This window comes from Pseudoalteromonas sp. Z9A6, assembly GCF_011378805.1.
GTDB classification, from domain to species: Bacteria; Pseudomonadota; Gammaproteobacteria; order Enterobacterales; family Alteromonadaceae; genus Pseudoalteromonas; species Pseudoalteromonas distincta.
In genome coordinates this window covers 1-12768 of sequence record NZ_WTKZ01000011.1, presented here as the reverse complement: position 1 = coordinate 12768, position 12768 = coordinate 1, and the positions used below count along the sequence as shown (strand labels likewise).

The 12768-nt window shown below is 40.6% G+C and carries 8 protein-coding genes and 1 pseudogene; 5 read left to right on the top strand and 4 right to left on the bottom strand.

The window, feature by feature from the left end; genetic code table 11:
• Nucleotides 1–168: 168 nt before the first annotated feature.
• Both GQR53_RS06420 and GQR53_RS06415 read left to right on the top strand, forming a co-directional pair.
• On the top strand, nucleotides 169–2565 hold the full coding sequence (locus GQR53_RS06420) for a PKD domain-containing protein (protein ID WP_165743230.1): 2397 nt from the start codon (nucleotides 169–171) through the stop codon (nucleotides 2563–2565).
• Between the two features lie 163 nt (nucleotides 2566–2728).
• Nucleotides 2729–4618, top strand: a complete 1890-nt coding sequence (locus tag GQR53_RS06415; protein WP_165743229.1) for a monovalent cation:proton antiporter-2 (CPA2) family protein — start codon at nucleotides 2729–2731, stop codon at nucleotides 4616–4618.
• 128 nt (nucleotides 4619–4746) lie between these two features.
• Here the strand turns inward: GQR53_RS06415 and GQR53_RS06410 are convergent, their stop codons facing one another.
• From GQR53_RS06410 to GQR53_RS06395, 4 genes are all read right to left on the bottom strand, one after another.
• Entirely contained in the window at nucleotides 4747–5805 is a 1059-nt protein-coding gene (locus GQR53_RS06410) for a hypothetical protein (protein WP_165743228.1), read from the bottom strand.
• 315 nt (nucleotides 5806–6120) lie between these two features.
• Nucleotides 6121–6834 carry a hypothetical protein gene (locus GQR53_RS06405; protein WP_165743227.1) on the bottom strand — a complete coding sequence of 238 codons (714 nt, stop codon included), beginning with the start codon at nucleotides 6832–6834 and terminating at the stop codon, nucleotides 6121–6123.
• Between the two features lie 139 nt (nucleotides 6835–6973).
• A complete protein-coding gene (locus GQR53_RS06400; RefSeq protein WP_165743226.1) occupies nucleotides 6974–8764 on the bottom strand; it encodes an alkaline phosphatase in 1791 nt (596 codons plus the stop codon).
• Between the two features lie 11 nt (nucleotides 8765–8775).
• Nucleotides 8776–10365, bottom strand: a complete 1590-nt coding sequence (locus tag GQR53_RS06395) for an alkaline phosphatase (protein ID WP_007580433.1) — start codon at nucleotides 10363–10365, stop codon at nucleotides 8776–8778.
• 582 nt (nucleotides 10366–10947) lie between these two features.
• Here GQR53_RS06395 and GQR53_RS06390 point away from each other — a divergent pair.
• The 3 genes and pseudogenes from GQR53_RS06390 (at nucleotide 10948) to GQR53_RS06380 (ending at nucleotide 12690) form a co-directional block, all read left to right on the top strand.
• On the top strand, nucleotides 10948–11697 hold the full coding sequence (locus GQR53_RS06390; protein ID WP_165743225.1) for a GntR family transcriptional regulator: 750 nt from the start codon (nucleotides 10948–10950) through the stop codon (nucleotides 11695–11697).
• Between the two features lie 240 nt (nucleotides 11698–11937).
• A pseudogene (locus GQR53_RS06385) lies at nucleotides 11938–12054 on the top strand (putative sulfate exporter family transporter); the annotation flags it as partial.
• Nucleotides 12055–12480: 426 nt separating this feature from the next.
• Complete coding sequence (locus GQR53_RS06380; RefSeq protein WP_024595869.1) at nucleotides 12481–12690, top strand: cold-shock protein; 210 nt, start codon at nucleotides 12481–12483, stop codon at nucleotides 12688–12690.
• Nucleotides 12691–12768: the final 78 nt, after the last annotated feature.

The following is a 12768-nucleotide window of genomic DNA, read 5'->3' as shown; positions in this document are numbered from 1 at the left end:
TTTTATATACTTTATGCCCTCTCAATCTGGGCATAAAGCACTCCCCTCAAAGTATAAGTTATTTAAAAGCAACACTGTTTCGCGTTAACTCTTTCCTAAAATAATGAAAGTTTACTTATTTGATTTATTTTTTTTGCTTTATAGCTAATTTAGGTACATATTAATATTATGAAATGGAAGTTATTAATTTTAATTACTGCTTTATTCACCCTCGTAGCTTGTGGCTCTGGAGGTTCAGACTCCAAAACAGTAACTAAACCGCTCAGCACTAACACAAAGCCTATTGCGGTTATTACCACCGAGCAATCGGGGTTTAAAGTAAATACCACCCTCGTTTTTAGCGCAGCACAAAGTAGTGACCCCGATGGCGATGCACTCACCTATCAATGGCAATTAACCAGCAAAAATGCGCAAGTAGAAATACCGATTACGGTTAATAATGAAAGTACCGTTGAGTTTTCAGTATCTGAAGCACAAGAGTACCAATTAGTATTAACCGTGAATGACGGCAAGCTTTCAAGCACACCTGCACAAAAACAATTCACCGTTACTGCAAATACCCAACTAATTGCTAACGCAGGTAGCACACAAACCGTTAAACAAGGTGATGTTGTGCTTTTAAATGGCGCGCAAAGTAGCACAACCAGCGGCGCCATTAATCAATACAAATGGCAATTTATTACCAAGCCCGTAGCAAGTAATGCAACGCTTGAAAATGCGACTCAAGTAAAAAGCCAGTTTGTTGCAGACGAAATAGGCGAGTTTAAAGTTGAGCTTACCGTTACTAATTCACAAGGTGATACAGCAAGCACTGTCGTACTCATAAAAAGTGAATCGCTTAATTCTAACTCATCACCACAAGCGGTTATTAACGTAGAAAATAAAACAATTGCCCCAAATGAAGTTGTTACACTTTATGGTAACCAAAGCACTGATCCCGATAAAAACGATACGCTTAGTTATGCGTGGGCAATTACATCAAAACCCCAGGGCAGCACGCCGGCTCTTTCAAACATGCAAAATCATACCGCTGGATTTTCAGCGTCAACAGCTGGAGATTACTCGCTTTCACTCACTGTTACCGATCAACAAAGCGAAAGTGATACCGCATCAGTTATTTTAACTGTTACCACAAGTAATAAAGCCCCAGTTGCAACACTTGAATCCGAACGTGATATTACGTTAAACGAATCAACCACTTTGCAGTGCCAACAATGTAGCGACCCAGACGGAGATACGCTGAGTTATAACTGGCAGTTACAAGCCAAGCCTTTAAATAGTACATCACAACTAACTAACAACACATCAGCAACGCCCTCTATTGTTGCCGATAAAGAAGGCGACTACGTTGTAAGGCTTACAGTGTCTGATGGGCAATTAAGTTCAAACCAAGCAACCTCAGCACTGCATGCCAGTAGCAATAAAAAGCCTGTTACTTTGGTAACTTATGAAACCTCTATAACGGTTGATGAACAAGTTTTACTTGATGCTTCAAATAGTTACGATCCAGAAGGCCAGCCACTAAGTTACCAATGGGAAATCATTTCGTCGCAAGGCCAAGCAACGCTTAGCAGTAATACAATACCAAAACCAACGTTTAGCGCATCAGTAGAGGGGCAAGTTGTTATTTCGTTACGCACTAACGATGGTGTGCAGTTCTCTGACACAAAAACCCTAACAATTGATGTAATACAAAATGCACTGCCAGTAATTAGTTTCACGGGGGAGCAATCGCGCTACGATGTAGTGGGTAATACAGTTAAATTTGATGTAAGCCAAAGTTACGACCCAGAGGGAACCTCTCTCGATTACGCTTGGACACTATCAGCCCCTTCAGGCTCGAGCACCAGCTTAAGCAATACAAACCAAAGTATTACCGAATTTATCGCCGATATGACAGGTAGTTACACGCTAACCGTTATAGCAACTGATGCTGATGGCTTTTCAAAAAGTGTGCAATTTTCAATTACAGTAACTAACTCTGCACAACTTACCGGTCGTATTAAAGGGCAACTCACTAATGTGCAAAAAGCGGCTATAAGCAATGCACAGCTAACAATTAATGGACAGCAGTACAGCACCAATACAAATGGCTTTTTTGATGAAGAGGTTAATTTAGCGCAAGGTGAAAAAATAACGATAACAACAGCAGATCAAAGGATTGCAGCAGGGGAATACAACTCTGTAGCTATTACACAAAGCAACTTTACTGTGGATATAGGCCAAAATAGCATGCCCGTTTTACAAGCTGTTGAGGTTTCGGTATTTGTGTGTGCTGAGTTTTCAGGCCCCGACACAGTTAACCTACGCTTTAACATGGTAGATACACTTTTAGCGTCAGATAGCTTTCAATTTAGCTTTGATCAAACAAAACCACTTACTTTGCAAAAAAGCGGAAGTACTTACCTCGATAGCGAATTGGATATCGACCTACCTGCATCTGCCGAATTTGAAGTAACAGCAATTGAAACAAACGTCGAAAATACAATAAGCTCAAACATTACTATTTACCATTCTGATTCAGGCCAACCGAGCTCAGCAATTATAAGTATTTGTAATATTTAGCCCCCAAATAAGCCCTTAAACATAAAGTGCTATTTTTAGCCCAGTAGTTATAACCATTAGTGTTATAGCTACTGATAAATAAGCAACTTTGAGCCATATAATCCATTGTATTTTATAAGCAGCTAAGCCATTCTAAAAGCCTTGATGTTATTAGGATAAACGCGTGTTAGAAATTGCTTTAATTTACTTAGCAGCAGCCATTGTAGCTGTCCCTATTGCAAAACGAGTCGGACTTGGCTCAGTGTTAGGTTATTTAATTGCCGGCATACTCATTGGCCCTTATGCGCTGGGTGTTGTGGGCGATCAAACCGATGTAATGCACTTCGCTGAATTTGGCGTAGTAATGATGCTGTTTTTAGTGGGCCTTGAACTACAACCTTCGCGTTTATGGACATTACGCCACTCTATTTTAGGGCTTGGCGGCTTGCAAGTTGTGTTAACGGCAGCGGCAATTTTTGCATTTTGTTATTGGTTTTTTGCCATGCATTGGCAAACCGCACTCGCCATTGGTTTAATGCTGGCGCTCTCCTCTACTGCTATTGTGCTGCAGAGCCTTGAAGAAAAAGGCTGGCTAAAGCAAGAAGCCGGACAAAACGCGTTTTCGGTATTGCTGTTTCAAGACATCGCAATTATTCCTATTTTAGCCCTATTGCCACTGCTTGCATTTGCCCCGCAAACTAACACAAAAGAAATCAGCGATTCAATTATTGCAAGCTGGCCGGTATGGCAACAAGTATGTGTATCGGTTGCGGTTATTGCCGCTATTATTGCCGGCGGTAAATACGTATCGGCCCCGTTATTTAGATACATTGCCCAAACGCACATGCGTGAAATATTTACTATTTTTGCACTGTTTTTAGTGGTCGCTATTGCACTGGTTATGCAAAGTATTGGTTTATCGCCTGCATTGGGAACTTTTTTAGCAGGCGTTGTACTTGCCGAGAGCGAATTTAGACACGAATTAGAAGCCGATATAGAACCCTTTAAAGGCTTACTTTTAGGGTTGTTTTTTATAACTGTTGGCGCATCAATTAACTTTGAACTGCTATTTAACGAGTTTAGTACCGTTATTGGCTTAGTGGTTTTACTTATTGTAGTTAAAGCCTGCATTTTATTTGCCCTTGCCGTTACCTGTAAAATTAACAGCAAACAGCAATTATTATTTGCCCTAGCGCTTGCCCAAGGGGGTGAATTTGCCTTTGTACTTTTAAGCGTAACCACCACCTTAAGTATTTTAACGCCCGAGCAAACCAGCCTTGTTACCTTAGTTGTAGCGGTATCAATGCTAATAGCGCCGTTATTACTTATGGTTTATGAGCAAATACAAAAACGCAGCAGCAGTGCTTTACCTGAGTTTGATAAGCCAGAACAAATTAGCACCGCTAAGCACGTAATTATTGCGGGCTACGGACGTTTTGGTCAAATTATGGGGCGTTTACTGCACGCGCAAGGCTACGAAATTACCGTACTTGATCACAGCCCTAGCCAAATAGAATTACTACGCCGTTTTGGCAATACCGTATTTTATGGCGATGCCGCACGCCAAGAACTCCTTGAAGCCGCAGGCGCACACACCGCGCAAATGCTGGTAATCGCAATCGATAACCCCGATAAAACTATTGAGATAATTAAGCTCGCGCATAAAAACTACCCGCAACTTAAAATAGTTGCTCGCGCAATCGACCGCCGCCATGCGTATCAGTTACTTAATTTAAAAGTAGATGCGTTTAACCGCGAAACAGTCGACTCAGCTATTAACCTTGCCGTAGAAGCACTCGAGTTACTAGGTAACACTAAACAAGATGCAGAGCGCGCTGGTAAGCTATTTAGAGACCACGACCGCGCTGCAGTACTGCAACTTGCTGCATTATGGGGAGACGACGCCAGCTACGGCGTAGCAGTGCGCCAACGCATGGAAGATTTAAAACAAGTGCTGCAACAAGATAAACAAGCACAAAGCGATTTAAATACCTGCGATAGCGGTGATTGTGAAGATGGCCTAACAGAGCTAGCTGATAGACCCAAAAAGCCTGATGATGCTCATCTTGAGTAGCGTCTAAAAACTGATATGTGCTATTAGCGAAAAGTTAATAGCACATCGTTGTTCGGACTAAAATAGTGGGTTAAATATGAAATAAAGCATGACGTAACATTTACTTCGTTTAATACATTATTAGTCATTTATGCGAAGTTCAGCTTCTTAACCTTTTTAAACAAGAAATTACAGGCCCATAAATAAGGAAATATTGTTGAAAATAAAACAAAGTATTCAAACGCACTAAACCATAAGTTTGACCAATCAACATTAACTCCGACGAGTAAATTTAAAGTCACTAAAGGCAGTAGTACACCAAACACCATATTAAACATAATCAGGGTAATAACCTTGAGCGTTGTTTCTTTAACTCTAAAAGTCTCATTGTAAGTGTTGAAACTAGAAATAGAAGAAGAAAGCAATGGAATTACATCCCTTTCAACAACATGCGCTTTTTCAAAGTAACTGGCAAATACCTCTTGAAAATCGCTAACTCTATCTACCTGAGGTAAATAAAACTGTTTCCAAATTCGCTCTTGTTCACTTTTAGGCATTTGGTGTTGCATATTAAGTACTTGCTCTTCAAACATTTCGGTTTGTTCTTTTAATTGTTTCTGACGGGTAAACTCTATACCTCGGCTCGCTAGTGTCATAAGAGAGCGATTACTCGTACTCCAGGTCCAATTCAAATATCCGACGATTCTTTGCATTTCATGAATGCGGTTAGTATCAAACTCCTTAGAACACAACTGAGTTACCTTATCTGTCTGCCCCATAATGTGCACAACGTTGTTATTCCAAAATGGGTAGGTCGTGAAGATTGTTGTAAATAGAGAAAAAAGATCATTGCATGCTGCAATTACTTCCTCTGGATTAGGTTCTCTTTGATAAGGGCTCGGTGGTACTCCATACTTTTCTTCATAGTCTAGGTATGAATACAACATTACTGCCCTACGTAACGCTTCCTTTCCTCTATCGTCCCAGTTTAAAGTTCCATCTTGACTCAAGAAAACATTGTTACCACTGAACATCATTGAATTGGGTATACTAATGGACATACTGTGATGTAAAGCTTCATCTAGCTTTTCTTTCGCATCATTCACTTTTTGATACGCATAAATAGCGAAAGCTGAAAAGAAAGCTGCAATAACACCAATCACAGTGACATGTAATCCGGGAAGAGCTTCTAATATTGGCGAACTCAATTCGATCCCTCCAGTTTAAAATCCAACAATAACGACTAATAGAACTATTAGAGGGCATTTTCTTCTTTTCACGAAAATGTCCCTATAGTGTGAACTTCTATTAATATCAAATAGCGTAAGTTATTGCCAACTATAAATAATTGTCCGCAGGTGGTTTTTATTTATAAAAAGAGGCGGCTCTCCGAGGTATTATTTGGACGGAAGTATTTTCAAATTAATTTTTAAAAAATGGTTTGTAGCCCGTAGCTGCCACTATCTAAAGGTTAAGGTTAACCCAACACAGTAAGTCAGCTATGAACTTCAACATTTAAAGACCTAGTGGTGATGTCCGCCTTGAATAGCCTCGCCCTGCTGGTTGTAAAAACCTGTTGCGCTGTGTTCTATAAAACCAAGGTTTATCATTTTAGCTAAAAATGGGTCGCCTTCGTTATCGCCAATGTCGGCGTAATCGGTGGTTTGAAAGCGATCCCACTGTGCAAATTGAGCGGTAATTAATGGCACATCAGTGCTTACATTATTAAGGCTTAGCAATGTAGTTGTTTGGCTTTTTTTATTACTAATACTAAATGTTTTAACTAATTTTGAATGCGTAAAAAAGGCGAGGTTAAAGTCGTTGCCATTTTCGCTCAGTGTATAGTTTTTTACTTCATCACAGCCTGTGCCTTGTGTGCTTACTAAGGTCATTTTTTCGATTAAGTGGTTATCCACCAGCTGACTTTTAGCACTCCAATTTTGTACGCCGCGTACCTCAGATGGTTGGTATTCAATGCCGCGTTGCTGGGCATTAAAGTAACGTATTGGGCGTATTTGATTATTGGCTAAGTGCTGCCAAAGCTCGGTTATTACTTCACTTTGATGCGCTACTTGCTGATTGTTTCGCCAAAGGGTAAGTGACTCGCTACTTTGCTGCGCTTTATGGCTGTTGGTAATTTTATAATCGGCTTTTAAATGCTTGGCATCAATATCACATTGCGAGGCAAAGCTACTTGTACTTACAAGCGTGGCAATTATTAATAACGCTTTTTTCATTTAGCTATCTCTTATTTATATTTCAAGTTTATGGCAATAACATAACGATTATAAATGTCAGTTTAATGACAAAAACCCCGCAAAGTATGCGGGGTTTTTTATTTAGATATATTTAACTAAATTTATAACTAGGCGGTATTTATTGCGCTAGTTTTTCGTCTGCTGCTTTTACAAAGTCAGCGGCAAAGTCCATTACATGGAATAAAAAGCTTTGCTCGTTTGTGCCTGTTACCAAGTGTGCACCGGGCCCCATTGCATAAACGCCTACGTCTTCACCGGCATGTGTTTCTGAGCCCATTGGTACCAGTGCTTCTTGATGAAAACCAGGTGTTGTTGTATCAACATCTGTTAAATCAACACGCCCTGTAACCGGTGCAAAGGCGTAACCTGCATCGGCATCGGTCTCGCTACCTAGGTTTCTAAAGCCACCACCATTGGTGTAACCAACCGTTGTATAAGGCATATCGTCGGCAGCTAAGCTTGGCTCAGTAGCGCCTACTGCAACCACTTTACCTAAAATTGGGTTACCGCGTTTAGGGTAACCAGCAATGGTAAATACATGGCTGTGATCGGCAGTTACAACTATTAATGTTTCTTCTGGGTTGGTGTTTTCCATTGCCACTTTAACGGCTTTGGCAAGCTCAATAGTGTCGTTTAACGCGTTATAAGCGTTACCCGCATGATGCGCGTGGTCAATTCGACCCGACTCAACCGTTAAGAAAAAACCTTGCTCGTTGTTATCAAGTACGTTTATTGCTTTTTCGGTCATTTGTGAAAGCGAAGGCTCGCCTGCAACATCGTTTACGCGGTCAGCTTCGTACTGCATGTGGGATTCGTTAAATAAGCCAAACACTTTAGTGGCGTCGTCACTTATTGCATCAAAACCGGTTTGATCCATTACGTAAGTGCCATTTGGATATTGCGTTTTCCACTCTGCGGTTAAGTCGCGGTTATCTGTACGATCCCCTTCAACAGCACTTACTGCATCGGCTGAATTAAACGCGGCATCTTTTGGTAAAAAGTGACGACGACCGCCGCCCATTACTACGTCAATACCGTCTACATCAACACCACTAAAGCGTGCTTCTAGGTTGGCTTCAAAGTTAACCAGTTGCGATGCAATGTCTTCACACGTTGCGGCACTTTCTGGCGTATCGGAGATATCTTCCCAGTTACGCTCTGCCGATTTAGCATACGTTGCAGCGGGTGTTGCGTGAGTAATACGCGCTGTCGAAATAATCCCTGTTGCTTTGCCTGCAATTTCAGCAAGCTCTAACGAGGTAACAAGTTCGTGCCCTTTGCCTGATGCACAATTACCACGTTCAACCACTTCATCAATACCAATAACGCCCGCATCGGTTTTAACGCCCGATGCCATTGCGGTCATAGTGCCTGCCGAATCTGGCGTTTGCGCATCTACGTTGTATGTTTTTACAAAGCCCGAAAAAGGCATGGTTTCAAAGCTTAACTGGTGATCTTCACCCATTTCACCCTCTAACTGACCCGCTAAAATACGTGCTGCGGTTATGGTAGAAATACCCATACCATCGCCCACAAATAAAATAACGTTTTTAGCTTTGCCTGATTCAGTAACAATGTTGCTACTGGCTGTTTGTGCAGCACCCAATTTTGTTTGTGCTTCACTAAACCAAGTATTACTAGTGAGCGAGGCTAACTGCTCGCTTGTTAACGACGTTGCAGGTGCATTACACACTAAATTAGTTGAGTTAACTTCGTCGCTATCTAGCACGTCGTTATTATTGGTATCTGCGCCTACTTGCGTCTCTACACCGCCGTTAATACACTGCTCAGAGCCCACTGCAATAGCGTTATCTACTGCGATAATATTATTTTCATTTTTGTTATCGTCACTCGAGCAACCTGCTAGCGCGACCATTACTGCCAAAGAAAGTACCGTTAATTTGTTCATGTTAGCCGCCATTATTGCTGAGTTAGTTCAAGAGCTTGATTAATTAAATGAAATACAACGTTTTGTTCAATTACACCCTGTGCTAGCTGAGCACCAGGACCTTTAGCATGCAAAGATATGTCTTCACCTGCGTGTGTTTCTGATCCCATTGGTACGGTTGCTTCTTGGTGAAAACCTGGGGTTGTTGTATCAACCCCATTTAGCTCAACACGCCCTGCTACAGCAGCACTTGTGTAACTTGCATCAGCATCAGTCTCGTCGCCTAGATTTCTAAAACCTAAGCCATTTGCGTAACCGACTGTGGTGTACGGCATATCGTCGGCGGCTAGGCTTGGAGTAGTTGCACCTACTGCAACTACTTGACCTAAAATTGGATTACCACGCTTAGGGTAGCCTGCAATAGTAAATACATGGCTGTGATCGGCGGTTACTAAAATAAGGGTTTCTTCTGGGTTGGTGTTATCTACCGCTGCTTGCACGGCTTTAGCAAACTCAATGGTGTCGTTAAGCGCGTTGTATGCATTACCCGCGTGGTGCGCGTGGTCAATTCTTCCCGACTCAACCGTTAAGAAAAATCCATTATCGTTTTTACCAAGCACTTCAATTGCTTTAGTGGTCATATCGGTAAGTGAAGGCTCGCCCGCTACATCGTTTGCGCGGTCAGCTTCGTATTGCATATGGGATTCGTTAAATAAACCAAATACTTTAGTGGCGTCATCTGCTATTGCATCAAAGCCTGTTTGATCCATTACGTACGTAGCATCTGGGTATTGTGTTTGCCACTCAGTTACTAAGTTGCGCTCGTCAGTGCGGTCGCCTTCTATAGCACTTACTGCATCTGTTGAGTTAGCTGTTTCGTCTTTTGGTAAAAAGTGACGACGACCGCCACCCATTACAAAATCAAGACCGTCTACGTCGGTCCCTACAAATCGTGCTTCTAGGTTTTTTTCAAAGTTAACCAGTTGCGATGCAATGTCTTCACAGCCACCTGTTACTGCATCTTCTGGCATATCGGATACGTCTTCCCAGTTACGGTCAGCCGATTTAGCATATGTGGCAGCAGGGGTAGCATGAGTAATACGTGCTGTAGAAATAATACCGGTAGATAGCCCTTTAATTTCAGCCAATTCAGTTGCGGTTATTAGCTCGTTACCAGCTACTGTTGAACACACGCCGCGTTCAATATCTTCATCTACACCAATAACGCCCACATCGGTTTTCACACCCGAAATAATAGCCGTCATCGTGCCTGCTGAATCGGGAGTTTGCGCATCTACGTTATACGTTTTAACTTGTGCAGAATATGGGAACTCTTCAAAGCTTAAATAACCTTCTTCGCCAGATTGGTTATTACGCTGCCCTTGCAAAATGCGCGCGGCGGTAAGAGTAGAAATACCCATGCCATCGCCCACAAATAAAATGACATTTTTAGCTTTAGTGGCTTGTGTAGCCTGCGCTTGTGCTGTTTTTGTTGTTAGTTTAGTTTGCGCAGCGCTATACCAGCTGCTGTCTTTTTGGCTTTGCGGTAGTACATCAGCATGGCTAACTGCGCTAAACGCAAATGTTAGCGCGATTGCCGCAGCGACTTTTTTAATTTTCATCCGTAATTCCCATTGTTTAGTGGTTATTTTTTGAAATGTGTAAACACAAAAAAGATCAACCGCTGCACTATAGAAAACAGATGTGACTGATAAAGGTAATTTTGATGAAAGTAAGATGACTAAACTATTACAAAAATAAGTCACAAAAAAAGCGCAACGTGTTAAACGTTGCGCTTTTAAGGGAAATTATTGAGGGAGTTATTTAAAATCTGGCGAAAATGCTATATCTAACCCAGAGCCCCTGTACATGAAACCACTACTACCTTTGCCGGAGAGTTAAATTCGTCAACTTCAGCTTTAGTGTAAGTGGTATCACCGGTACTACGGGTAAATTTAATCGAGTAATTGTATTTATAACACTGAAAAACAAGTGGCAAACCCAGTGAACAAACAATCCTTCAAGTAATGTGGTTACTCCACCTGAGATTAAAATGAATGAGGACGATTTTTAAACATAATATGCAGTTTGCCTCAATAAGAAATTACTGCGGTAGCTCACGTTTAATCAAGAAACGCAAATATGCGTAAAAGGCTTCACCTATGATATAACTACAAGTGGATTAAATTTAATGGTAAATAACAATGAGTAACTCTATGTTTGATCACAAATTAAGTAGCCCAAGCTTGGATTTTCAACCACTCTACTTACAAGTGTCTGATAGTATAAAACAACTCATTGTTAAACGGCATTGGTTGCCCGGCGAGGCTTTACCAAGCGAATTTCGCCTTGCTGAAGAATTTAACGTAAGCCAAGGTACTGTTCGTAAAGCGCTTAATTTATTAACCGACAATAAAATAGTAACTCGTCGCCAAGGCGTTGGTACATTTGTATCTGAGCATACCTCGCAAGATGCCTTATTCAGGTTTTTTCCTTTACAAGCCGACGGTAAAAGTGACAACTCACCAAAGGCAGAACTGCTATCGGTTGAGCTTTGTGCAGCGCCTGCTGAAGCTATAAAGGCTTTGCAGCTAAATAAAAAAGACAAGGTTACTAAGCTAGTTCGCAGACGTACTCTCGATAACGAATTTTGCATGAGCGAAACTATATACCTACCGCAAAGCTACTTTCCTGATATACATAAAAGTAGTGATATACCGCACACTCTATATCATTACTATCAGAGTAAATTTAACCAAACGGTACACAAAACCCAAGACAGTATTAAAGCCGTACTTGCTACAATAGATGATGCAAAAATGCTTGCTATAAAAGCAGGCGATCCACTGCTGTTAGTATCGCGCATTACCGAATCAATCGAAGGTAAGCGTATTGAATACCGCCTAAGTAAATGCCGTAGCGATCACTATCATTACCAAATTGAGCTCGACTAGTTAAACGTACTTAAACTACTAATTAGCAATCTTAGCGCACAACCTTTAAATATTTTTTAAAGATAGCAAGCCTTACCTTGATGGCTTTCCACCCACTAATCAGCCGCTTTGCTGTAAACGCAGCATGATTCACTTATTACATAACGCATCTTCGAGATAAATGCCTATTGAAATAATTAAGTACCTACCTTCCAGTAGGGTCTATTTATTAAGCTTAGAGTAATAATATTGTGTACAAACGGTATGAAAACTAATTTAGGAAAACTAACCGAAGTAGGTATGAAACCCATTATTTTAATTGTGGCTGAAACACTTTGGATTGCGTTATTAATACTTGGATTTGTAATTTGGAGCTAAAGAATTACATTATTTAGGGTATATCTAAAAAAAATTTAGTAGGTAATTAGGTCATGTTTTAACCAATTAAAAGCTGTGTTTTGCCTACTTTAAAACTACGCACAAAAACAGGCTTAACGTATTGATTAAACAAAGCTTACCTTTATTTTAAAAGTATAAAATATCATCTTAATCATAACTAATTAGTTAAAAAAACAACAAACAAATAAAGTACTTACTCTAAAATAAATTTACAATAGGGCTTGGTATATACTTTAATTTACTGTTATCCTGCCTCGCATCGGGTTGACAGAAAACCCTATTTATTTGTAAGTACCACGTTGTTTTAGTAATAATCCTTCGCGTTATCCTCAGTTAAATGTATGTTTTCTTCCTGTTAAATTGCCTAATTTAAGGCGCACTTTTATTAATCCTTAGGATACTATTATGTCTACAACTACAACTGGTACAGTTAAATTTTTCAACGAAGCAAAAGGTTTTGGTTTCATCGAGCAAGAATCTGGTCCTGATGTTTTCGCACATTTCAGCGCAATCTCTGGCGACGGTTTCAAAACTCTAGCTGAAGGCCAACGTGTACAGTTTACTGTTACTCAAGGTCAAAAAGGTCCACAAGCTGAAAACATCGTTAGCATCTAATTGCTTTCGTTAAAATGGGTTAGCAATAACCCATTTTGAATACTAGTTTGAAAGAAGTTCTGTTTTATTTGTTAGTAC

Excerpts from the sequence above, each read along its gene's own strand:
- GQR53_RS06420 (WP_165743230.1), top strand. The coding sequence starts at position 169 with ATGAAATGGAAGTTATTAATTTTAATTACTGCTTTATTCACCCTCGTA.
- GQR53_RS06405 (WP_165743227.1), bottom strand. The coding sequence starts at position 6,834 with ATGAAAAAAGCGTTATTAATAATTGCCACGCTTGTAAGTACAAGTAGC.
- GQR53_RS06400 (WP_165743226.1), bottom strand. The coding sequence starts at position 8,764 with ATGAACAAATTAACGGTACTTTCTTTGGCAGTAATGGTCGCGCTAGCA.
- GQR53_RS06395 (WP_007580433.1), bottom strand. The coding sequence starts at position 10,365 with ATGAAAATTAAAAAAGTCGCTGCGGCAATCGCGCTAACATTTGCGTTT.
- GQR53_RS06390 (WP_165743225.1), top strand. The coding sequence starts at position 10,948 with ATGAGTAACTCTATGTTTGATCACAAATTAAGTAGCCCAAGCTTGGAT.
- GQR53_RS06380 (WP_024595869.1), top strand. The coding sequence starts at position 12,481 with ATGTCTACAACTACAACTGGTACAGTTAAATTTTTCAACGAAGCAAAA.